Raw genomic sequence first — 23,131 nt, forward strand, 5'->3', positions numbered from 1 at the left:
CATGGCAGCCTTTATCAATGCCCTATGAACCCTCTCATCCCTAGGCCAGGTAAAGTCCTTAAGGGCCTTACCGAAGCCTGTCCCGTCTAGTCTGACGACTATTGGCGGCTTAATGATGCTTGTGACTACCCTGGAGTCGAAATCCTTCTCTAACTCAACCGGGTTTACGCCAATCAGCAGGTTAACCACGTCGATATTACTCATGGCACTCACGGCTTAGTTTTGAGGGTCAATATAAAATTAAGTCCCATGGATTACCATAGTGGGCAATAGACAGGCACGATTGATGACGAAACCCCAGATACGTAGTATGAATGGGGAGGCAGTGTTGTCGGCGTTAGGAGACTAACGTTACCATAGACATTGGCAAGTTCGCTTGACTTGGGTATTATGTAGACCTCCCAGGTAATCCTAGCCCAGGCTGTCTGTGTTACGGCGTATAGGCATGGTAAGTCTTTGGTGATGGCGTTATTCTCAAAATCAATCGCAAACTCGGTTAAATACTGTCGTGACCCGTTAAAATCTGGTAAATATATGATTGCCGATTCATCCGCAAAGGAATTTGGAAATGCTATGTCATCGCCGGCCCTATCTACATGGAATAGCCATGTAATATTGCTAATAGTCATAGTAAGCTGAGGCATTATACTTACTGATTGACTCCATGATATATGCACACTAGTTGCGCTGGTGCTCAGGGTTGATGGTGCAATACTGCCCATGTCACCTATCAATGCATTGGTGGTATTCCTCATGTACATTTCATAGCCATAATAGTAATCAATTACACCGATTTGATAACCATCAAAACCACCATTGTTATACATGGTTGATGATTCGAAGTAATCCTCATAATTAAAGACCTTGACGGTTGAGTACCAAGGACCTACCGGTGATGCCTTAAGAATTCTGTCACTAACCGTTAAGCATGAGTCCCAGAAGAACGTACCATTACTATCATTATAAGCCAATACGCCCGAACTCGACATACCAACGAACATGGGTTAGGACTCGTTAGGTTCAACTCCACGTAACTACCCGGATCACCAGCAACCACGCTATTCCTTATCACAGACCAATCAATAACCACGACACTATTATCCGGCAATTCAGATAGCTGATTAAGACTTACAGGTTTAATTAATGAGGAATTCAAACCCACGTTAATCAGGTCCTGAAACAAGGCCTTACCTCCAATAACATAGACTGTAACATTAAGGGGGGCCTCAGACCTATATGTATGAAGTACATCATTACCTATGTTTATTTCACCAGGAGCCGCGTCCACGGCATTATTAATGCCTAATTGAGCGCGAATGAGCATGTATGAGTTAATAATTATCGATAATATAGCGATTATGATTAATGATTTTACGTGTATCCTTCCATAAGGCATTAAATTCACCATTATGAAATCTCTATTAAACCTTAACTTCATGATATTAAGTATTAAGGGTTATTAATGGGTTAGTAGTTCATTTAATTGGTGATGTAAAGCGGGGACGGATCTGACGGATGAGGACCCAAGACCTGCGCGCTGACATGCCTTCATTAAGCCCCTGCAATTGGTATGTGCAAGGCTTTTAGCTTAAGTAAGGAGCGCATAATTTGGTATGGTAACGTGATAATTAATGATAAATTGGCGATGGCTAGGAGTTATGTAAATATTCTAAGGTCGATTAGGGATAGAGCGAGGACTGTCGATGATTTGGATAGGGATTTGGTGCTTAGGGGTGCCGTTGAATCCCTCATTAATGTCAGTATGAGGCTGTGTTCAATTATTAATCTTAATAAACCTGAGAGGTATAGGGATGTTGCGAGAATATTGGCGAACGCCAACGTCCTTAGTAATGAACTGGTAGATTGTTCGAGTTGTGGATTAGCCTTAGGAATGTGCTTGTCCACGGTTATGCCGTGATAGATCCCGAGAGATTACTTGAGGCTTTAAGTGAGATTGACGAGTTAGATAGGGTAATTAATGAGATTAGTAGTTTCATTAGGGATAGGTCAATAGATCCCTTGGATAATCAGCTCGCCACCAGTAATGAGGAATTGACAGGTTTAATCAATAAGGCGAGGCAGGTATTAGAGGGGTTTGACTTTGTGCTGTTCGAGTATGTATTTGGATCGAGGGCGATTGGTAGGGCACGTCCAGAGAGTGACCTTGACATTGTCGTATTCACGGGCAGGGAACTAGACTGGAAGGAGCTCATGAGCATTATGATTACTTTAGAGGACACACCTGGGCTTAAGGTCGACCTTATTCACCTTAATAAGGCATCACTGTCGCTTGCGTATGAGGTCGTGAGCAGGGGTGTCCTGATCCTAGATAGGGATCCTGATAGGAGGATTGATTTTGAGACTAGGATTATTAAGGAGTTCCTGAACTTCAAGCCGAGACTCGCTCAGTACTACAATGCAGTGCTTAATCCTTGACCATAATTAACGCGTTTAGCACAGCCCTCCCAACCCTGAGCACTACATCCCTCAACTCACTCGCCGTTAGGAACCTGCTCGCCTTATCCTCAGTCAGGTTATTACTCACTATGAGCACTGCCGCTGCCTTGAAATTCCTTACAAGGCCCAGTAGGAATAGTATTGCGGTCTCCATTTCAACGCCCAGGAAGCCCCTCGAACCAAGTACGTTGACTAGGTCCTCCTCCGCATAGAACGCATCGCTACTATATACCGGACCAACCCAGGGCTTCATATTCATCGACTCAAGACTCCTCACTAGCTCACTCATTAGGTGGTAATTGGGTATTGCTGGGTAGGCTATGAAACTGCCCAGGTATTGCGTGTATATTCCTCCGTAGTTGTATGCCGAGCCTGTGGGCACGATAACATCGCCAATGCCTATCTCCCTCCTAAGCGTCCCTGTGGTTCCAAGGCGAACAATGAACCTGGCGCCCATGCTTATTAATTCCTCAATAACGATGGCAGCGGATGGAGCTCCAATTCCGTGGGTTGCCACGGTGATGTCAGTATCATTGTACTTGCCTGTGTATGTTATTAATCCCCTATTCTCATTAACGAGCTTCGCACCGACGAGCAACTCGCTTAATTGCCTTGCCCTCTCTGGGTCACCGACTATTACCACCCTCTCAGCAATATCCCCGGGATTAACCCTTAGGTGTATTGGCATGAGAGTCATCTCATCATATCGAGTACTGGCGCCTTACCGAAGTCACCAAGGTCAACCTCAGCCTCATTGCCTGGGTATGGTATTAACCTAAGCCCAATCGACCTACGCTTAATACTGACTATTGCATGTAAATCATTGATTAGTCCCTTAATGAGAGGTAACTGATTACTCGGTATTGGTACCATGTCAACACCCGCGACACAGGTCATTGTGTACTTGACAAGCTTGGAAAATGTGATTAGTCCCTCCCTAGCCCTAGCCTTAAGCCGCTCATCCTCAGCAAGTGGTAGCATTACCTCGTTAAACCCCGTAACCCTGAATCGACCGGATACCTCCCAGATGGCCTTGTTCAATTTATAAATGGCGCTCAGCGTGCCTGGCCCACCGAATTTAATTCCGTAAATCCTCTCAACCGCATCAATAACTGACTCCTCACCCCAGGGTGATAATGAAGCATCAATGCCCAGGTAATCAACACCTAATTCACCTGCAATTTCCCTACCAATGTCCTCAGCAGTCTTAAATACCCCGGTAAGGTCATTATGTAGATTACGCTCATCACTTAACTCGCTTGGGTAGAGTATTGATAGGGCTATGCCGTGGCTATTGTTGAGGTTTATCGAGTCTGGGTAGTATGGCGTGAGTATTACGTCACCAATTAGTGCCGCAATTCTCCTGGATAAGACCCATTGATTAAGCTCCACGAGTCTCCTAAGCACGTTAGTGAAAAGTTCTGTGTTGTAATCATTAAGCTCCTTAAAATCACCAACCCAAATACTCAAGTAACTCCCTGACTTAATGAATGCATTAACCACCCTCTCTAACTCGAATTTTGTATTCATCGCTATATTGAGCGATGCATGGATATAACCAAGGTCGGCACTTGCCTTATTTATCGTTGTTGATAATTCCTCAAAGTTCCAAAGCGGCTCTATAAAGGGTAGTGTAACTCTCCAGGTCCTTATTTCAGTTCTTCTCCTTCTACTAATATCGCTTATTACGTTACGTAGCTTAACCAATTCCTGCCTAAACTCATCGGTATTAATCCTACTACCCTCTACGGGATAAAACAATGTAACTGCGCGGATAATCATTACCTAGCAGTAGTTTATGCTTCATTTAAGCATTGTCATCAATAGTAATACGTTAGGTAATGATTATGCTCATTAATGAATGAACCCCTAGCATAGGCACTGCATAAACCTCTCAACGGACACTTATCACACTGTGGCTTATCCCTTATGCATATTGTTCTGCCAAGTCTCCATAAAAAGTCATCAATTGCTATTGGATCTAACTTACTGACTCTAATCACAGCATCCCAAGCATCACGGACGGCCAGCCTAAGCTCAATATCAAGCTCCCTACTGAGGTGCATGTCACGTCTCATTAATTCGAGCACCCAATCCTCAAGCCTAACTATACCCAGCCTATAGGCGATCCTCGTAAGATGATTATCAATCGGCAACTTCATCTCCTGCGGCTTAATCTTAAGTAGGCCACGTAGTACCAGGAACTTTATTAATAAGTACGCCTTCTTCCTGACCGGATCCTCATATCCAGCCATCATTGATAACCTATCAATCAACTCCTCAATACTTGAAACATGGAACAACCTAATGGTTGTGCCGTAGTTCCTAAATACGTGAGAACCAACATCCCTGAGCAGATAAGCCCTAACCCCATAATCCCAAACAGGCCCATAATCACCAACGAGCCAATCCCTAACAACGGTAGGATCAAGCCTCCTCAGGTTGGCAGGGCTGAAGAAGGAACTATCTCTATTGAACATCTCCATACCCAATCTCCAAAGTAGGTCAGAGCCTGTGAAGATCTCATCACCAATTCGCCTAGTGAATTGCCTATCCCCAATGTTTGTCCTGTGATCTATAGCCACCATGGCAATGAAGTAATTATACGTGGCCTCAACATCCGCATCCCTCGGCGGGTAAAATCTTAGGTCAAAGGCATCAGACCTATGTAGATCTAGAGATGTTAAGGCCCTGGCTACCTCAATAATCCTGTCCAGGTTTAGTGTTGCTGGTATCCTAGCCATAATTAACTGATACACTAGGTGCTTATAATCCCTACGTAATTAATGAGAAGAGTAAAACTAGTAATACTTCCTAAATCCCAACTGTGGCGCGACCTCCCTGAAGCACCTCCTACATAGGTAAAGCCCATATTTCCTAATGACTGCCTCATGAGTACCACACCTTTGGCACATAATCACTGCCCTCCCATACTTACGCTCCTTCGGTGGCTTTATCTTTGCCATTCACGTAGACGAGAAAAGCCCAGTTAAAAAGTATTTTGCTCCTAAAAACATTAAATAACCAGGTAAGTACTGCCTCACTAGGATGACAACAACCATAGTTAGTACAGTAGAATTACCCGAGAAAGCTAGGGAACTATTACGTAATTATGATATAGACCTCTATGAGTTACCGAGACTGAGTAAGGATGAATGGACAGACGTGCTGTCCAGGACTGAAGTACTAATGTGCTGGTGCGGTAGGGAATTCGACCTGGCCGATAACATTAATTCCATGAAAAGACTAAAGGTTATACAGACATACTCTGCAGGTGTTGATCACTTACCATTTTCTGTAATACCAAGTAATATTGAGGTATATAGTAATGCAGGTGCATATTCAGTGCCTGTTGCTGAGCATGCGTGGGCAATGATACTAACGCTGGCTAAGGGATTACATAAACCCGTACTTAACGCAAAGGATTACTTGGGCAACGAAATAACAAGCCCACGCAAGATTATTGAATCGATATTACTCGTCCTCGGTACCGGTGGTATTGGTAAAGAGATCGCAAGAATTGGAAAGGAGGGATTTAGAACCCATAACATTGGTATTAATAGAAGCGGTAAGTCCGCTGAGTACTTCGATGAGGTCTACCCAACGAGTAAATTACTTGATGCATTACCAAGGGCTGATATAGTAGCCATAACATTACCACTGAATAAGCATACCAGAGGTCTAATCGGTAAGGAGGAACTTAGGGCATTAAAGCGCGGCGCAATAGTGGTGAATGTTGGTCGTGGTGATGTGGTTAAGGAGGAAGATCTATACGAGGTTCTTAAGGAGAGGCAGGACATTAGATTCGGCACAGACGTCTGGTGGGTACACAATGACCATGAGGAAATACCACCAAGAACACCACTAATCACATTACCTAATTTCCTAGGAACACCACACATAGCAGGTGGGGCACAGATGGAGATAGCCGAGTATGCGATGATTAGGGCTGTGGAGAATGTCATTAGGTACATCAAGGGAGAGATACCTATGAATAGGGTTAATAGGGATGATTATGTTTAGGACATGCTCATGAATCAATGGGTTATTCAATTTCCATTTAGAGATTTCTAATCATATGAGTAAAATTAACATAACTCACCGTAGTACCTACTCCTCCCAATATTCACCACCATAACCAATAACGACACCCAGGTAATCATAGATCAAGCCCCTCTTGACAGCCTCCTCGTAAATCCTCCAAATGCGCTTAGTACTGACTAACCCTACGTAAAACCCCTCCTTCTTGAGCTCAGCCTTAACCTTGTCAGGGAAGTCGATGGGTCTTATGAAGGGTTCCTTAGAGAATAACTTAAGCATGGCATTAAGTATATCGCTGTTATGCGGATATGGCTTCTTCCTAACCATCGTACCTCAACTAAATGCTGTAGCTCTATCTTTCTTTATATTGCTTAGCTATCACGGAATTACTTATTTCACTTCATTAAATTGTACGATTACTAATTCTATCTGCTAAATGTCTCAGTAAATCCCCATAGAACCTACGGTCGTAAATTACGTAGCATATAAATACAGGTAAATAAATCGTTAACAGTAAATTTACGTAATTAATAGTGGATTTTGTGAATGATCCATTAACATTATTGACTAGGATTATTGCTGTACTATTTATCATAAACCTCAACTTGGTATAATTCATGGTATAGGTCTCTAGGAAGTACGTCTTGTGCATTTTCGATATTGCCATTATTGTTATGTTTGCTGGTAATACGTAGTTTGCTCCATTTACTAAACAAGTAAGTAGGAACCCATTCAATACTTGATAATTACTACTGTGAGACATAGCTGGTGTATAAATCCACGATACCTCATCACCCTTCATCGACATCATAACCGAAGACCCTTGAAACGCGGCCTCCTGCTGCTGAGCAAATGGGTTTAATTGATAATACATGGGAAGATCAGGTATTGTGTACATTATTTTTCTTGTACTTCCTGGCTCTACTGCCAATATTTCCAAGCAATTCCCCATGTTGATACTAACCTTAATGTAGTATGGCTTAGGTACCGCCATTATATAACCAAGTATTGTAATCGTATTGCTTGAGTTAATCAGTCCAATCGATATCATGGTATACCTTGGATTCATCAAAGACGTTGTAAAAAACACGGGGTGCTTACTGGCGAATAGCGTGAGCATTGCAATGTTTAAGCCATAGTACTGAGGGTTAACGTTAAGGATTGATGATAACGTAACTAATGTTAATAGTGATATCATTAATGACCAAGCAATTAAACGTAATATGTGTGTCACATGAAGCTTGACATGAACGTAATCCTTAACCTCTCCCCTAAGTGTTAACCAACCTATGAGCATTAATACGTAGGATAATATCATGAATATGGCCCCAACCAGAACTATGTACAGCACAGCGCCTATCAGCATTAATAAACCGGCATATCTAAGTACCTTATTACCCAGGTTTGAGAGTGAACGGTATATGTAATAAGCGATAAGTATTTTGAACGGCCACGTTGCGACTAATACGGCGTATGTGAAAGCTATTTGGTTTGATGGATACCTAAGCCAGATAGGCATTGAAGGCGTTACGTACATAGTAACCACACCTAGTGAATTTATTGTTACCTTCAATGGTCCATATAGTGCGTAGATTATCCCCGCGACTACGTAGTTAAATACTAATATGCCGATCATTAATGATAATGCGGTCTTTATGTCTTGGTAATGACCATTGAGGTTCAGCTCCTTATAAGCAATCATCAATAGTAGTAACGCAATTAACTGTAACACCCCATGCCCTGGAAAATCAATTACGCCTATGATGAAAATAAGGGCTGATAGCACACCCATAGTCTTGAGCCTAGCGATACTCACAGTAGAATCATTGCCCATAGTGACACATCTAACGCGTATTCTAAAATCTGGCTCTTTTATTTTTCTTAAATTAATGAATGCTCATAATTTATCTTGCTCGTAATCCCTAAGTAGGAATGCCCTCGCTAATTCCTTACCGAGGTACATGGCATGTGCGTAGTTTGTAAAGTGGTTACTATTCTTTAGTGCATTGTATGCCTCCTCAAGGGAGCGAAATGAAAATCTCCTATGCAGGGCATTTGTGATAGGTAACCTATGCTCAACAACCACGGAATCACCCTCCCTCATCACTAGGAAATTGCCCCTCGGATCCTCCACGAACTCACTAAAGACGCTTGAGTTCCTCCTCACGAACTCCTCAGCCCTGTCAAGGTCCTTGGCGTATATCCTGGCTGAGAATGGAACTAACGCCATAGAACCCACGCTGTACCATGCATTGAACTCCCTATTTAGGGTTTCAACAACCCTCTTCGCCAGCGACCACCATCTATACAACTGCCTACACCAATCATTAAGCACGTCGACACTCCTTAGGTAAATCAATTGATTATAGTAATCACTACTTATGACCCCCTGAACCAGGTAATCACCGCCGTAATAAACAGCGCCCATTGAGTATGGGTTAATCCTCAACTCGTTAATCAATGTATTAACCAACTCAGCAGGTGGTTCAAAGCCCCTAAGCCCAACCTCACTAAGCCTTCTAAATGGGTGTGGCTTACCCATTGAGTCTATGACCACTAATGGCGTTATTAACTCCCTATAATCACCCTTATCAAAGCCGTAATTAAGCACTAAGTCGACAAGCTTAACCCAGGACCTATAGGTATCCCTCTCATATACGAATCCACCGACTAATGGTAATGCCCAACCACTACCATACTCTTGCTCATTGATATCTGTGTTTATTAATGACCTAACGGGTTTACGCCCAGGCCTATAATTCTCGTGAATGACCCTTATTAACGCATCCGTATTACGTGCCTTAAATGCCTCCCTAAGGTCTATCACTTTTATTGTAGACCTAACACTATCTGCAACGTCTTTACCTACAAGTAATACGTCCAATGCGCCATCCCTGAAAAAACGAATTAATAAGTCGCCAACACCATTATAGTCAAGACCAAACATTATCAATGTATCAATCCAGTTAATCCTAGCCAAGGTAGTTATCATGTAGTTAATACCGACCGGCGTATATAAATTGCCAATAATACTAACGAACCTTATTGAATCCCTTAGTAATTCCTTAACCTGGTTAATACTGCTCCATAGTGTTACAATGGCTATGTTGGAATCCTCATTAATCACCTCATAATTAAATTTCACGGCAGTACTAAATGCGTAACTAAGTTATAATTCTTAACCGCATTGATTAAATGAAGCTTAGTATGTATGGCACTATCAATGCGATCGATATAACGAATGCAAGGGCCCATATCCTAATGTCTCTCCTGAATACCCTAAAGCCATCAAGCATCATACCAGGTAAGGCAAGTGGTATTAAGTTAAAGAAACCAAGCCACGCATTGGTGGCATAAATTAGATATGCATAGGCAGATAATGAACCCGGCAGCACCAACCAAAGAACCAGGAACACCACGGCAAACACCATATTAGTTGCTGGACCAGCAAGGGCTATCTTCAACTCATCCCTTCGTGATGGATAACCCCACACTTTGGGCCCAATGACTGTAGCCCCAGGCAGGGCTATAATGAAGTGAAAGAAGGAGGTCGCTAATGCAAGTAGAAGCCCAATCCACCAAGCCCTGAAATAGGCTATGTAACCCAACCTCCTGGCCTCCTCCCTATGCATTAATTCATGACCAAGGAAACCAGTTAGCACTGCAATGAATGTTGCTATTAAACCGTCCAGGCTTAATAGTGTATTAAAGAGTAGAGCGAAGGCTATGGTCATAGCAATGAGGGAAATCACAATATCCCTAATCTCATGCCTATAGGGCCTAAACGGTACTCCATAACCACCACTACCCCAATAATTAAGATTCATCAACACGTGTTGACTAAATAATTATTTAAAGCCTTTTCACTCAGTTTCATCAATACCTCTTTAAACAACCTATTAAATGCGAAGGGACCCTCATAGGCGAATGCCGTAACCACACCAACAAAATTCGCACCACTCCTTATTAAATCAATTACCTGCCAACCATAGAGGACACCACCAAGCCCAATAATTGGGTTTCTAAAACCCCACTTCCTGACCTTACTAACTAATGACCTAATGATCGGGTATATTGGGTATCCACTTAACCCACCATAACCAACAGATATCCTGGATTCCTTGACTGGTAGGGTATTCGCTATTGTTAGTCCAAATCCACGCTTATTGACAGTGTTTGTTATCCACCTATAGAAATCAATATCAACACCAAGAGGTAACTTAACGAATAATGTCCCTGAAAAGGACTCAGCATACCTAAGTAGTTCACCTAAGTAATCTCTATCTGATACCCATGAACCACGATATGTGGGACTACTTATATTCAACTCCACGGCATCCACACCATAACCCCTCAATCTATTAAGCATATAAATGAACTCGCTAATTGAGAAGCCCGCTAAGCTAATGATAACGTAAGTATTGAAATCACGCACCTCACGAAGTATGCTAGGTAACCTGCCCAGGAAATCCGCGAAACCTCTTGATGATAAACCCATGGCATTAACCATGGCCCTCAAACTAGGATACTTAACAATGCGAGGCTTGGGATTACCAGGACGTGGTTTAAGCGTTACTGAACCGATAGTTATGAACCCAATGCCTGTCCGTACAATTCGCGGTGTTAGGAACCCATCCTTATCAATACCTGCACCAAGCCCTATTGGATTCTTGACTAATTTATCACTAATTTCAACGGGCATTTCAATGCCGTAACCACGGTAATTAATGATACCACTTCTAATAAGTACATGAGATGACTCATAGGTAAACTCAGGAGGTAAGTAATTAAGTAATTTAAGCACCTGAGCTAACACGATTCTTCACCAAGTACTCGATCACTGAGTTACGTAATTCATTACTTACTAATCCATTATTAACGAGTACATCAATCATATCAATAACACTAAATAATGCAAATGCATTAATGCCCTCCCTCCTTATAGCATTAAGTCCACCTTGTTCCCTATCAATGAATGCCGCGGCCACAACAACATCACCACCATGATCCCCAACAATCCTAATGGCCCTTATTATTGAGTTTCCCGTGGTTATTACATCATCGATTACCGCAACCCTCATACCTGTTTTTAAATCACCCTCAATCAGTTTAGCTGTACCGTGCTCCTTGACCTCCTTCCTAACGTATACTATGCCCTTATTTAGTTCGTATGCTATCATTGATGCCCACGGAATACTGGCTGTCTCTATGCCCGCTACAACATCGATGTTAAACGCGGATAATGATTCAGCCATTAACTTAACTAATCGCTTATAAATACCTGGGTACGTTATTACTAGTCTCAGGTCAATATAGAATGGGCTCTCAATACCGCTCGTTAATTTAAACCTCCCAAATTTTATTGCCCCAACCCTATATAAGTCAATTATTAATTCCTCATTATGCATGGTATCACGCAAGTCCAAAGTACTTCTCAATATCGCTGAGTTCATGTATTGTCCCGCAGTACTCACATACTAACTTGAGCGGTTCCCTGGATACCACACGGAACCTATTCCTCACGGGCTCCCTCTGCTGATTAGTAATACACCTCGGGTTCTTGCATTTCAATAATCCCTCTATCACGTCTGGTATTGATACCTTGAACTTACTAATAACCTCGTAATCCCTGATTATGTTCACCGTAGCCGTAGGCGCGACAAGAGCCACTAAGTTAAGTTCATCCTTGGTCAATTCCTTATCCTCTATCTTAACAATATCCTTAGTACCCAACTTCCTACTCTCCACATTCATAACAAGAGCCACCCTAAATCCTTCACGACCACTTATACCCAATAACCTAAGCACGAGCAATGCCCTACCCGCTGGTATATGATCAATCACAACACCATTCCTTATCTTACTAATTATTAACTCGCTCTTACTACTCATGACTTATCACCAGCAAGGACTAACTTAAGCAAGGCCATGCGCAACGGCACACCTAAACCAGCCTGCCTAAAGTACTTGGCTTGTGGCATGCTATCCACAGTGAAGTCGACCTCATCAACTCTTGGAAGTGGATGAAGTATTATTAGGCTTGGCTTACCCCTCTCAATCAACTTAGGCGTGACCTTATACGTGCCCTTAACCCTCTCATACTCCATTGGATCAGGAAACCTCTCCCTCTGAATCCTAACGATATAAAGCACGTCCAAGTCATTAATCACGTTGTATGGATCATCAGTCCAGTCATACTTCATACCCCTTGATTTCATGAATTCAATGAGTTCCTGCCTAGGCTTGAGTAGCTCTGGCGATATTAAGTGAAGCTTAATCCTGTAGTAGGACAGAGCTTGGATTAATGAATTAACTACCCTGGCATACCTAAGGTCACCAAGTATGCCGATCGATAGGCCATCAATAACCTTAAACTCCCGCCAAATCGTGTACAGATCAAGCATTGCCTGTGTCGGGTGATTCTGCGAGCCATCACCTGCATTAATCACCGGTGACTCAGCAATCTCAGCTGCGAATTTAGCGGTTCCCTCAAGGCTATGCCTAATAACTATGGCGTTGGCATACGCGTCAAGCATCCTAATGGTATCAGCTAAGTTCTCGCCCTTAACCATTGATGTAGCCTCAGTACCACTGAAACCAATCACCTTACCACCAAGCCTGAGCATGGCAGTCTCAAAGCTAAGCCTAGTCCTAGTGCTGGGCTCAAAGAATGCCAGGGCAAGGACCTTATCACCAAGAATATCAAGTTTTGACTTAGCATACTTCTCCATGTTCAAAGTCTCGGAAAGCAAGACCTCAAAATCCTCCCTACCGAAATCCAGCACGCTTATGACATCCCGATTAAACCAGGACAAGAGACCCACCAAAACGTCAATAGTTAATTTAATAAAGGTTTCTTCGAATTTTAGGGATATTTATGGGCTTAGTATTCTGGCGTTGAATTTACCGCTATGTATGACCCTAATAATATTACTTGATACCACCTCATACTTACAGCCATCGCAATAAACCTCCTTGGGAATAATTGGTGAATCGATTAATAATTCGTACTGCCCATCAGTAATGGGTTTACCTGGACCATAATAATTAATCGCCACTTCCTTACCCTTCATTGAAGCATTTACGCCCTTTACTAAGCCGTATATCGTCAATATATTACTTGCCGTAATCCCACGCCTCAGTAAGTCCACCGGCGTGCCCCTGAATAGTATTGGTGTTTCGAATAAATCATTTATTATTAAGTCCCTAATGAGCATTATGAAGTCCGCCGCGGCCCAACCATGTGGTGCATCACCCTGCCCACCCCTCTCAGTGATTATTGATATTCCCTCAGCCCAGCCGTAGGTTGGTGATACATGGTTAATAATCCACGTTAAGTACCTACTAACTCGGTCCCTATCGCCGAGTATTGCCCAGGAATGTGCTAGGTTCATTGTCAAGTAACTACCATAGGTACCCCATTGATGAGTATTAACGATACCGCCATTAATGCCATAAAGCTCCTCAGTCATCTCAAGCGTTCTCCTAATCAGTGGATTATCTAGTGGTAATGCCATTGTTGGCCATACAACTGCAATGACCCTAGTCATTGCAGAATCAGCTACCCTTTCTGGAGCTGGTACCATGTAATCAATACCAAGCCTTGACCTAACAACGTTTATAGAGTTTATTAAAGCATCTGTGAATTCCCTACGTAATCTTTCAATCCAATCATAATCCTCATGACTAATTCCCCTAATAACTCTACCCAACTCCCTTAAACCAGCAATGGCCCACATGTCATCCCAATAATGGTGATCCATGGGCCCCGTATCCTCCGCAGACCAGGATGGAGGTAACAATCCCCTTATTGACTCATCACCAGTTAATTCCCTATTTGCCTCCAACCACTCAATCCCACGCCTGATGATTGGATACCATCTCTTTAATGATTCGTAATCCCCTGCAAGTTGGACATACTTACTCACGGCCCACAGGACTTGCCCATTTGCATCATACTCCCTCAATTCAAAATCAACCGCCTTAAAATAACCACTGGGATCGATCCTCCTCAGTAATTCCTCAACAACCGCCTTACCCATATCGATTAGATTAGACTTCGTAAGCGCAGTAGCCATGTAGGAACCATCTCTAACCCAAAAGATGTGATATATTAATGGACCAGGTGTTATCCTGCCACCATCCCAAAGCATCACCAGATTTGCTATTGATTGACGAGTAACATCACCAATAATACTATCACCCACGGATATTGAGAAAGCTCTTTCATTTATGGTGTCCCAGTTATGTAATTCCGCTTTTACGTCACTATCATCAACAGCCTTAATCAAGGCCCTATTATGTGGAGTATTCCTGAGAGAATCTATTGGTGCCTTAACCCTCAATTTCCACTCACCATAAGTATTAATTACGGCATTAAAACCAAGTGCCGCATGTGCCCATCCCAAGTCATCATTAACATAAAGTTCACTGTTAAGCCTACCGAGGACCGCATCCTCACTAGCATCCTTATTCACATTATAGGAACCAAACTGCGCTGGTTCTTGGTCAGTGGTTAATACGAGCTCTCCATCTATCGTTATGAACCATCCATCACCCTCAACACCAGCACTTTTCACCTCAACAATATGATCAACGTTGTAGGGTCTCGTCACTAGATAAATAACGTAATTACCAGGTAGGCCAATTAACCTAACATCAGTGATTAATACATCAATCCCAGACCTATTGGCAACGGTCGACCTAGCAATAACCCTCAGGGCACCTAAATCCCATTCATTAATTATTACAGGGTAACCAGGCCTCTCTAGGTATTGCTTAAATGAACCATGTAAGCCCGGCATGTATAACCTTGAACCATCATAAACCCATACCTCAAATGCAACGTTTTTCCTGGTTACGAAAAGCATTGTTGGGTCTATCATGGCCTCATTAGTGCCCTGTACCGTACCAACCATACCCCAATCCTTAAAGTGAACGTTCCTAAAAGGCATTAATTGAGCTGGTTCAAAACCCCTACTGCCAGGCTCTAATTGTGACCGTAACCACCTCGGCCACGCCCAATTAGGTCTTTTATAGTAAAGACCCATTATAAACATTGAACTGCCAAAACTATTAATGGCGGATTCAATGAACTTATCAATCTCTCTACCCCATATTTTAGCCGCATACTCGAACCTTTTACTAATACGATACATATTTATTGATTAACGTATTAATTAAGGCGTTTTTAATAGATTCCCCCAAATACCCTTTCCTAAGGTTAAGGTAGGTATAATCATTACTATTGGGTATATTAGTTAAAACCCAACCTTATTGGAAAAATTTATTTTCATTTAAATTAATCAGTAAGTTGTAGGACCATGGTGAGGGTTTATCTTCACGAGGTTACCAAGATATTTGGAAAAAGCGTAGTAGCGCTTGACAAGGTAGAACTTGAGGTTAAGTCTGGCGAGTTCATGGTCGTCATGGGGCCATCAGGTCACGGAAAAACAACACTACTCAGGATCGTTGCTGGCCTTGAGGAACCCACTGATGGTGAGATTTGGATTGGTGATATTCTCGTAGCATCACCTGGGAAGGGGATCTTCATACCACCAAAGGACAGGAATGTGGGCATGGTATTCCAGAACTGGGCCCTTTATCCGCACATGAAGGTCTTCGATAATATAGCATTCCCACTTAGGCTAAAGAGATTGCCTAGGAATGAGATTGAGAAGAAGGTTAGGGAGATTGCCGAGATCCTCGGTATAGCCGAAACCCTCGATAGGTACCCAAGGCAGTTATCGGGTGGCCAGCAACAGAGAGTTGCGATTGCGAGAGCCTTGGTTAAGGAACCCCAGGTACTCCTCATGGATGAACCATTCAGCAACCTCGACGCTAGGATTAGAGTTACAGCTAGGGCATTTGTGAAGGACATTCAGAGGAAGCTCGGCATAACCACGATACTCGTGACCCATGACCCAGCCGACGCATTAACATTGGCCGATAGGATTGCAGTGCTTAGGAGAGGCGTTGTTCAACAGATAGGTCTTCCTAGTGAGGTTTATGATAAGCCAGCCAACATATTCGTTGCAAGCTTCATAGGGGACATAAATCTGTTTGAGGGTTCAATAATTGGTAAGGGTAATGAGACATACTTTGATGGCGGTGATGTAAAAATGCAATTACCACCAAACATAGGCATACCAAGTAATGAGAGTGCTATTCTTGGGATAAGGCCTGAGGATATTGTTTTATCAAAGGAGATAATTAGCAATAATGACCTAATATATGTCGGTAAGGGTATTGTGGAGATCTCCGAATTCGCAGGTGGTAAGTTTAATGTAATGGTTAAACTACAAAGTACTGAGATAAGGGTTGTTTCATCAACTAGTTTTGGGCTTGGTGAAATGGTCCATGTTTACTTTAATGCACAGAGGATAAAGGTATTTGATAAACAGACCGAGAAGTTAATATATGGATAGTAAAAATTGTTAAAGTTTTAATACCTAGGGTTAAATCATCGTATTGACCTAAATGTCATATAAGGTAAAGGACATATCACTTGCCGAGAAGGGACGCCTACTCATTGAGTGGGCTGAGAGACATATGCCAGTTCTGATGAAAATTAGGGAGAGATTCACTAAGGAGAGACCTCTTGAGGGCATTAAAATATCGGCTAGTCTCCACGTTACTAAGGAGACAGCAGTCCTCGTTAGGACCCTAATTGCTGGTGGTGCCACGGTTACACTAGTACCATCAAACCCTCTCTCCACGCAGGACGAAGTTGCCGCTGCATTGGCCGAGGAGGGTGTGCATGTGTATGCATGGAAGGGCATGAATGAGAAGGAGTATTATAATGCAATTGGTTTTGCGGTTTCGCAGGAACCCATGGTTACCATGGATGATGGCGCCGACTTAACGGTAACACTACATAAACTGGCACTTGGCGTTAAAAGTAATGAAACTAACTATGCAGTGGAGACCGCTGGGAATAAGGACTTTGGTAAGTTAATAAATAATATTTATGGTGGTACTGAGGAAACGACTACTGGCGTCATTAGATTGAGAGCAATGGCCAAGGAGGGCACACTTAAGTACCCAATAATTGCCGTTAACGACTCATACACCAAGTACCTATTTGATAATAGGTATGGGACCGGTCAATCAACATGGGATGGGATACTGAGGGCTACGAACATACTAGTCGCGGGCAAGGTAGTCGTTGTTGCAGGCTATGGTTGGGTCGGTCGTGGAATAGCCATGAGGGCTAAGGGACTCGGTGCGCGTAGAGTAATAGTTGTTGAAGTAAATCCAGTGAGAGCCCTTGAGGCTGTCTTTGATGGCTTCGAGACCATGCCTATGAGTGAAGCTGCTGAGATTGGTGATATATTCATAACGGCCACTGGCGATATAAATGCAATAAACCTGAATCACATACTCAAGATGAAGGATGGGGCGGTACTGGCTAATGCAGGTCATTTTAATGTGGAGATTGATGTAACCGGTCTAGAAAGAGTGGCTGCCGAGAAGAGGAAGATTAGGGATTATGTTGTTGAGTATCAACTACCCAATGGCAAGCATATCTACCTACTTGCTGAGGGTAGGCTCGTTAACTTGGTAGCCGCTGAGGGCCATCCAAGCGAGGTAATGGACATGTCCTTCAGCAATCAGGCACTTGCTGTTGAGTACATAGTTAAGAATATAGGTAAGCTACAACTCGGTGTTCATAAGCTACCCGACGAGCTTGATATGGAGGTTGCTAGACTCAAGCTTGAGACCATGGGCATAAGGATTGACCAATTAACAGAGGAACAAAGGCGCTACATAAGCAGTTGGGGGCTTGGCACGTGAACATGGGCATTAAGGGAAACTTTTATAGCTTATGATAATTATTAAAACCTGTTAATTAACAATGGTGATTATACCATTACTACTAACATGGATAATAACACTATATAGTAATGGTACATCAACGGTGAATCTCAACACCACATTAACGGGGGAATTCATAACGCTTCAACTTCCTGTTCAACCACAATCATACATGATGGTTCTAGTTAATGGGTCTGTAACCGCGTACATGATTAATGGAACATCAATAGTAATACCCGTTTTAGGCACGGCAAATGTGACCATAACATACGTACCCAAGATATTTGTAGAGAATAACTTCATTGGAATGGATGTGGGCAACACCACCGTGGAAATAATCATACCAAATAATATACTTATAGCAAACATAACGCTATCATTGATGGGCATGAAGATGATAAATAATGAATTAGTAATAATGGCTAAGGGACCAGGTGAGTTCCTATACACGGTAATGCCGATATCAACGACTCAAAGCTCTACGTCAAGAGCATCAGCGCATATGCATTATTATGAATTCCTTACAATAATCATGATTATAGCGATAATCGTAATAGTTGCGCCTATATCGTATGCATTAATAATGAGACGTGGAAGAAGAACTGAGGAGACATCTACTTCTATAACCGCATTAAATCTTAATGATTATGAAATATCAATATTAAAGTACCTAGGGTCCAGGGGAGGCTCTGCATTTGAGATTGATATTTCAAGGGACCTGGGCATACCGAGGACAACCGTATGGAGGAGCGTCAGGAGGCTTGAGAATCTCGGCCTTGTTAGGATTACTAAGGTTGAGGGTAAGAATATGGTTACATTAGTTAGGAATAAGTGATGTTAATTGACCTTATTATTCCAAGGAATGAATAAATAATACTCTTAATTAATTCATTACTTATCCCCTGTGCTAATTCATTGAATTTCTCAATCCATGAATTATCACCCCTTATGAATAGGGCTGATGCCATAATCAGTGACTGGGTAAGGCTTGATAGGTCTTCATTATTAATCGCATTTCTTAATAACTCAATATGATCCGTTGTTAATGATTCATTATTAACAATCCTAAGCAAACCAAGGCCTAGGCAATAGAGGGCGTAAAGAGTAGACGCCCTTTTTAGAGTCTCTCCCGTTAGTTCCATTGTTTCGATCTCAGAGACCGTATACATGAACTCCTCATGTAGCAATTCCACAGTTGATGATATGTAGTCCCTATTACCTGTCCTAAATGCCGTGATCAAGGCATTAACTATTTCATTAACTCTCAACTCCTTAATTAAATCATTCATTGAACTCATTAAGCATACCTTACTACGGAGATAAATTAAAATTAAGTGGTTCCCTGATACATTACTTAATTATGGATAAACTTGAGAGCAGAATTAGGATGTACATTACTAGGTATATGAACTCCGATAAGTTTGGTGGTAAGGTATTCGTTATTCACGGGAATGATACTAGAGAGTTTATGGACCTAAGTGAGGCGAGGAATGCCGCACTTTCACTACCAGGCGTTTCAATAATAATTGCCGTACCAAAGAAGGATGAGGCCGATGAGACATTCATTAGGTTTGTGAGACTACTTAGGGAATCTTAATTGCGTCTATAAATAATGTAAATGCTTAAATTAAGGCTAATTTGCGCAGTTTAACGTGAGACTCCTCGAGTATAAGGGTAAGGAATTACTGAATAAGTATGGCGTTAAGATACCCAGGGGCGCCATAGTCAAGAGCCTTGATGACGTACAGGTACTAAAGGCATTGAAATTCCCATTATTCGCAAAGTCTCAAGTACCCTTCGCTGGTAGAGCTAAGATGGGCCTAGTAAGGAGGGTCGATACAATTAAGGACGCAGAGAACGCAGCCAGGGATTACCTGGGCAAGGTAATCCAGGACTACCCAATTAGGAAGGTTTTGTTTGAGGAGGGTGTTAGCGTAGCTAAGGAGCTCTACATATCCATAACACTGGATAGGGAGAACAGGGGTTACCTAATGCTCGCATCCACAGAGGGTGGTATTGACATCGAGGAGGTTGCCAAGAAGAGTCCTGAGAAGATAATTAGGCTTTACATTGATGATTATGAGGGACTTAGGGACTACATGATCAGGGGTGTGGCACAGAAGCTTGGTTTAGAGGGATCCGCGGCTCAGGACTTTGCAACTGTGGCTAAGGCAATGTATAGAGTATTCACGGAATATGATGCAGAGCTTGTGGAGATAAACCCACTGGCATTAACAACTGATGGTCAATTAGTAGCCCTCGATGTTAAGGTCATGATTGACGACAACTCATTGTTTAGGCACCCAGACATTAGTGTTGAGGATAGTGACTACACAATGGAGGAGCTTGAGGCTAGGAGGTACGGGCTTCACTACGTGGAGTTGACGGGTTACGTGGGAATCATGGCCAACGGCGCCGGTCTAACAATGGCAACAATGGACCTAGTTAAGGAGTTTGGTCATGAACCGGCTGATTTCTTAGATGTTGGTGGTGGAGCCAGTAAGGACTCCGTTAGGGAGGGGTTAAAGATGCTGTTAACGGATGATAGGATAAAGGCAGTCCTAGTGAACATATTTGGGGGAATAACGAGGTGTGATGAGGTGGCGAGGGGTGTGGTTGAGGCTTTGAATGAGGTTAAGACCAATAAACCAATATTCATTAGGCTGAAGGGCACTAATGAGGAGGAGGGTAGGAGAATACTGACTGAGGTAGGGCTTAAAACCTATGAAACGGCTGAGGAGGCAATGGAAGCACTATCAAGGGCAATTGTGAGGTGATGGGGCATGGCAATACTCGTAAATGAGAATACCAAAGTCCTGGTCCAGGGAATAACGGGTAATGAAGGCTCAAGGCACGCGCAATACATGCTTCAATACGGCACAAAGGTAGTGGCTGGAGTAACACCAGGAAAGGGCGGACAGACAGTACAGGGAATACCCGTATTCGACACCGTGGAGGACGCACTGAGGAAGTTCCCAGACATAAACACGTCGATAATCTTCGTACCAGCCCGATTTGCCTCTGACTCAGTCTATGAGGCAATAGATGCTGGCATCAAGCTAGTCGTGATAATCACGGAACACATACCAATACACGACGCATTAAGATTCGTCAACTACTCAAAGAGGAAGGGAACCACTATAATAGGTCCGAATTGTCCAGGAGTCGTGAGCCCACTAAAGTCCAAGGTCGGCATACTGCCAAACCACATATACACGAAGTCGGGGCCGGTCGGTATCGTATCAAGGAGCGGAACACTAACCTACGAAATATCCTACCACCTAACCCAAGCGGGTATTGGTCAATCTACTGTCGTCGGCATTGGTGGAGACCCAATAATTGGTACTGACATGCTCGAGATTGTTAAGATGTTTGAGGAGGATCCGGAGACAAAGTACATAGTTGTTATTGGGGAGATTGGCGGAACAATGGAGGAAAGGCTTGCTCAATACATAGGGTCTGGGAAGGTTACGAAGCCCGTGGTAGCCTACATATCTGGTAGAACAGCACCACCAGGCAAGAGGATGGGCCATGCAGGAGCCATCGTCAGTATGGGTATGGGATCCTATGAAAGCAAGGTAAAGGCTTTTCAGGAGGTTAACGTACCTGTGGCAAGGACACCAACAGAAGTAGTTAAGTTGATAAAGCAATACGCACATTAAAACCAATCCACCAATCTAGTTAAAACATAAATCATAAACCATTATTAACATGCAGATCAATATAGTCATTAAGTAGTATCTTGACCAAGCCTTCATTAATTATCGTACTAATTAACTCCAGATAGGCGTCGGCAGGTGTTATGGACGTGATCGTAATACCAAGAGACTTACTAATACTCCTAATGTTATTAGTACACTCCTGAAGCAATGGGCACCTAGGGCAAGCCTTAGGTGACTCCTTACCATTAATAATCACAAGACCAGCCTTCTGATCAACAATCGCACCCTTATCATTAAGAACCTCAAGAACAGCATAGTCACCAAACTCCCTAACCCTATAAACAAGGAATATCGTGGCTGCTAGGTAATAACCACCATCCTTCCTAACCAACCAACCACGCTTAATAAGGGCGTTTAAGTACCTAAAGACCTTGGCCCTGGGCATGTTCAACCTCCTAATAAGCTCCGTGGGACTAGCCACACCAAAGGCAATGAGCTTAAGGAGCTTAGCCCTATCGATCTGAACGCCAAAGTCAAAATTATACTCACTAAGTATACGAATACCACCACTAATTACACTCGGGAACTTAGGAACCCTAATACCAACTCTAACCTTAATACTCATCAACAAGAAAACAAAAACTAAGTATTAACCAATTACTCCCAAAACCACAGAATCACGCCGATGAAGACTCAGCCGCAGCGGTAGCACCACCAGACTGCTCAATAACCTTATCAAGCTCCTCAAGTCTCCTCTTAATCTCGTCCTTAGGTAAGGCGATCTTCAATAACCTGCCATTCTTAATCTCATACTTAATAACCCTCTCAGACTCGTCATAAATATACTCAGGAGGCCTAGACATATCCTCAGGCTTAAACTTAACCTCGTCAAAATCAACATAGGCAATATCGTGAATAGGCGTTGGTATTAGGGCACCCACAGGGCAGGCATCAACACAGAAGTGGCACAGTATGCATTCCGTATACCTAATACCAGGGTAAAACTTCCCATTAGGAGCCCTGTACATTTGAATTGCGTTCACTGGGCAAGCCCACGCACACTGGAAACAACTTATGCACTTCTTAATATCGAGCATTATCCAACCCCTAAAACGCTCGGGTACCCACCTTATTTCCCGTGGGTATTGTATAGT

The 23,131-nt window shown here is 42.8% G+C and carries 27 protein-coding genes and 1 pseudogene; 9 read left to right on the top strand and 19 right to left on the bottom strand.

Features of this window, described 5'->3' with window-relative positions; translation table 11 throughout:
* From ACP5L5_RS10150 to ACP5L5_RS10160, 3 genes and pseudogenes are all read right to left on the bottom strand, one after another.
* A pseudogene (locus tag ACP5L5_RS10150) lies at positions 1–204 on the bottom strand (tRNA(His) guanylyltransferase Thg1 family protein); the annotation flags it as partial.
* Between the two features lie 50 nt (positions 205–254).
* Positions 255–989 carry a hypothetical protein gene (locus ACP5L5_RS10155; RefSeq protein ID WP_428763523.1) on the bottom strand — a complete coding sequence of 245 codons (735 nt, stop codon included), beginning with the start codon at positions 987–989 and terminating at the stop codon, positions 255–257.
* The gene (locus ACP5L5_RS10160) at positions 923–1,396 is read right to left on the bottom strand and encodes a hypothetical protein (RefSeq protein WP_428763525.1); all 474 of its coding nucleotides are present in this window, start codon (positions 1,394–1,396) and stop codon (positions 923–925) included. Before ACP5L5_RS10160 ends, ACP5L5_RS10155 begins: the two co-directional genes overlap by 67 nt.
* Before the next feature lie 225 nt (positions 1,397–1,621).
* Between ACP5L5_RS10160 and ACP5L5_RS10165 the strand changes: the two genes are divergently transcribed.
* Complete coding sequence (locus ACP5L5_RS10165) at positions 1,622–1,918, top strand: hypothetical protein (protein ID WP_428763526.1); 297 nt, start codon at positions 1,622–1,624, stop codon at positions 1,916–1,918.
* Positions 1,873–2,436: a type VII toxin-antitoxin system MntA family adenylyltransferase antitoxin gene (mntA, locus tag ACP5L5_RS10170; protein WP_428763528.1), complete on the top strand. Its 564-nt coding sequence runs from the start codon at positions 1,873–1,875 to the stop codon at positions 2,434–2,436. The genes ACP5L5_RS10165 and mntA overlap by 46 nt, the downstream gene beginning before the upstream one ends.
* Here the strand turns inward: mntA and ACP5L5_RS10175 are convergent.
* The 4 genes from ACP5L5_RS10175 to ACP5L5_RS10190 are packed head-to-tail and all read right to left on the bottom strand — an operon-like array spanning position 2,426 to position 5,423.
* The gene (locus ACP5L5_RS10175) at positions 2,426–3,145 is read right to left on the bottom strand and encodes a purine-nucleoside phosphorylase (protein WP_428763530.1); all 720 of its coding nucleotides are present in this window, start codon (positions 3,143–3,145) and stop codon (positions 2,426–2,428) included. The genes mntA and ACP5L5_RS10175 overlap by 11 nt on opposite strands.
* Before the next feature lie 5 nt (positions 3,146–3,150).
* Positions 3,151–4,239 carry a DUF711 family protein gene (locus tag ACP5L5_RS10180; protein WP_428763532.1) on the bottom strand — a complete coding sequence of 363 codons (1,089 nt, stop codon included), beginning with the start codon at positions 4,237–4,239 and terminating at the stop codon, positions 3,151–3,153.
* Positions 4,240–4,277: 38 nt separating this feature from the next.
* On the bottom strand, positions 4,278–5,201 hold the full coding sequence (locus tag ACP5L5_RS10185) for an iron-sulfur cluster loop (RefSeq protein WP_013605342.1): 924 nt from the start codon (positions 5,199–5,201) through the stop codon (positions 4,278–4,280).
* 57 nt (positions 5,202–5,258) lie between these two features.
* Complete coding sequence (locus ACP5L5_RS10190; RefSeq protein ID WP_013605341.1) at positions 5,259–5,423, bottom strand: 30S ribosomal protein S14; 165 nt, start codon at positions 5,421–5,423, stop codon at positions 5,259–5,261.
* 82 nt (positions 5,424–5,505) lie between these two features.
* Here ACP5L5_RS10190 and ACP5L5_RS10195 point away from each other — a divergent pair, with 82 nt between their 5' ends.
* Positions 5,506–6,480 carry a 2-hydroxyacid dehydrogenase gene (locus ACP5L5_RS10195; RefSeq protein WP_428763534.1) on the top strand — a complete coding sequence of 325 codons (975 nt, stop codon included), beginning with the start codon at positions 5,506–5,508 and terminating at the stop codon, positions 6,478–6,480.
* A gap of 87 nt (positions 6,481–6,567) precedes the next feature.
* On the opposite strand, the gene ACP5L5_RS10200 is transcribed toward ACP5L5_RS10195, so the two are convergent.
* From ACP5L5_RS10200 to ACP5L5_RS10240, 9 genes are all read right to left on the bottom strand, one after another.
* Entirely contained in the window at positions 6,568–6,825 is a 258-nt protein-coding gene (locus ACP5L5_RS10200; RefSeq protein WP_013605339.1) for a hypothetical protein, read from the bottom strand.
* Positions 6,826–6,901: 76 nt separating this feature from the next.
* The gene (locus ACP5L5_RS10205) at positions 6,902–8,332 is read right to left on the bottom strand and encodes a hypothetical protein (protein WP_428763536.1); all 1,431 of its coding nucleotides are present in this window, start codon (positions 8,330–8,332) and stop codon (positions 6,902–6,904) included.
* Positions 8,333–8,395: 63 nt separating this feature from the next.
* Complete coding sequence (locus ACP5L5_RS10210; protein ID WP_428763538.1) at positions 8,396–9,643, bottom strand: DUF4346 domain-containing protein; 1,248 nt, start codon at positions 9,641–9,643, stop codon at positions 8,396–8,398.
* Between the two features lie 46 nt (positions 9,644–9,689).
* The gene (locus ACP5L5_RS10215; protein ID WP_428763540.1) at positions 9,690–10,325 is read right to left on the bottom strand and encodes a site-2 protease family protein; all 636 of its coding nucleotides are present in this window, start codon (positions 10,323–10,325) and stop codon (positions 9,690–9,692) included.
* Positions 10,325–11,314 (bottom strand): dihydroorotate dehydrogenase, encoded by a 990-nt coding sequence (locus tag ACP5L5_RS10220; RefSeq protein ID WP_428763541.1) that lies wholly within the window; start codon positions 11,312–11,314, stop codon positions 10,325–10,327. Before ACP5L5_RS10220 ends, ACP5L5_RS10215 begins: the two co-directional genes overlap by 1 nt.
* Complete coding sequence (gene pyrE, locus ACP5L5_RS10225; protein ID WP_428763543.1) at positions 11,295–11,906, bottom strand: orotate phosphoribosyltransferase; 612 nt, start codon at positions 11,904–11,906, stop codon at positions 11,295–11,297. Before pyrE ends, ACP5L5_RS10220 begins: the two co-directional genes overlap by 20 nt.
* Before the next feature lie 4 nt (positions 11,907–11,910).
* Positions 11,911–12,390, bottom strand: coding sequence for an aspartate carbamoyltransferase regulatory subunit (gene pyrI / locus ACP5L5_RS10230; RefSeq protein WP_428763545.1), 480 nt, complete (start codon positions 12,388–12,390; stop codon positions 11,911–11,913).
* Positions 12,387–13,313 (bottom strand): aspartate carbamoyltransferase, encoded by a 927-nt coding sequence (pyrB, locus tag ACP5L5_RS10235; protein ID WP_428763558.1) that lies wholly within the window; start codon positions 13,311–13,313, stop codon positions 12,387–12,389. The genes pyrI and pyrB overlap by 4 nt, the downstream gene beginning before the upstream one ends.
* A 60-nt stretch (positions 13,314–13,373) precedes the next feature.
* Positions 13,374–15,656, bottom strand: a complete 2,283-nt coding sequence (locus ACP5L5_RS10240; RefSeq protein ID WP_428763546.1) for a hypothetical protein — start codon at positions 15,654–15,656, stop codon at positions 13,374–13,376.
* Positions 15,657–15,821: 165 nt separating this feature from the next.
* Between ACP5L5_RS10240 and glcV the strand changes: the two genes are divergently transcribed.
* The 3 genes from glcV to ACP5L5_RS10255 all read left to right on the top strand — a co-directional run bounded on the left by glcV (position 15,822) and on the right by ACP5L5_RS10255 (position 19,150).
* Positions 15,822–16,925, top strand: a complete 1,104-nt coding sequence (gene glcV / locus ACP5L5_RS10245; RefSeq protein ID WP_273304323.1) for a glucose ABC transporter ATP-binding protein GlcV — start codon at positions 15,822–15,824, stop codon at positions 16,923–16,925.
* Between the two features lie 52 nt (positions 16,926–16,977).
* Positions 16,978–18,294, top strand: a complete 1,317-nt coding sequence (ahcY, locus tag ACP5L5_RS10250; protein WP_013605329.1) for an adenosylhomocysteinase — start codon at positions 16,978–16,980, stop codon at positions 18,292–18,294.
* A 61-nt stretch (positions 18,295–18,355) separates the two neighbouring features.
* Positions 18,356–19,150, top strand: a complete 795-nt coding sequence (locus ACP5L5_RS10255; RefSeq protein WP_428763549.1) for a helix-turn-helix transcriptional regulator — start codon at positions 18,356–18,358, stop codon at positions 19,148–19,150.
* On the opposite strand, the gene ACP5L5_RS10260 is transcribed toward ACP5L5_RS10255, so the two are convergent.
* The gene (locus ACP5L5_RS10260) at positions 19,137–19,613 is read right to left on the bottom strand and encodes a hypothetical protein (protein ID WP_428763551.1); all 477 of its coding nucleotides are present in this window, start codon (positions 19,611–19,613) and stop codon (positions 19,137–19,139) included. The genes ACP5L5_RS10255 and ACP5L5_RS10260 overlap by 14 nt on opposite strands.
* Positions 19,614–19,675: 62 nt before the next feature.
* Between ACP5L5_RS10260 and ACP5L5_RS10265 the strand changes: the two genes are divergently transcribed.
* Genes ACP5L5_RS10265 through sucD form a run of 3 tightly spaced genes read left to right on the top strand, consistent with a single transcriptional unit; the run spans position 19,676 to position 21,977 of the window.
* Complete coding sequence (locus ACP5L5_RS10265) at positions 19,676–19,912, top strand: hypothetical protein (RefSeq protein WP_013605326.1); 237 nt, start codon at positions 19,676–19,678, stop codon at positions 19,910–19,912.
* Positions 19,913–19,967: 55 nt separating this feature from the next.
* Positions 19,968–21,092 carry an ADP-forming succinate--CoA ligase subunit beta gene (gene sucC / locus ACP5L5_RS10270; protein WP_428763553.1) on the top strand — a complete coding sequence of 375 codons (1,125 nt, stop codon included), beginning with the start codon at positions 19,968–19,970 and terminating at the stop codon, positions 21,090–21,092.
* Positions 21,093–21,098: 6 nt separating this feature from the next.
* Positions 21,099–21,977: a succinate--CoA ligase subunit alpha gene (gene sucD / locus ACP5L5_RS10275; RefSeq protein ID WP_013605324.1), complete on the top strand. Its 879-nt coding sequence runs from the start codon at positions 21,099–21,101 to the stop codon at positions 21,975–21,977.
* A gap of 31 nt (positions 21,978–22,008) precedes the next feature.
* Here sucD and ACP5L5_RS10280 read toward each other — a convergent pair whose 3' ends face one another.
* Positions 22,009–22,602 (bottom strand): helix-turn-helix domain-containing protein, encoded by a 594-nt coding sequence (locus ACP5L5_RS10280; protein ID WP_428763555.1) that lies wholly within the window; start codon positions 22,600–22,602, stop codon positions 22,009–22,011.
* A 52-nt stretch (positions 22,603–22,654) separates the two neighbouring features.
* Positions 22,655–23,131 (bottom strand): 4Fe-4S binding protein (locus tag ACP5L5_RS10285; RefSeq protein WP_428763557.1); only part of this gene is annotated, 477 nt, incomplete at its 5' end.

The organism is Vulcanisaeta sp. (genome assembly GCF_049966235.1).
In the GTDB taxonomy this organism is placed as follows: Archaea; Thermoproteota; Thermoprotei; order Thermoproteales; family Thermocladiaceae; genus Vulcanisaeta; species Vulcanisaeta moutnovskia.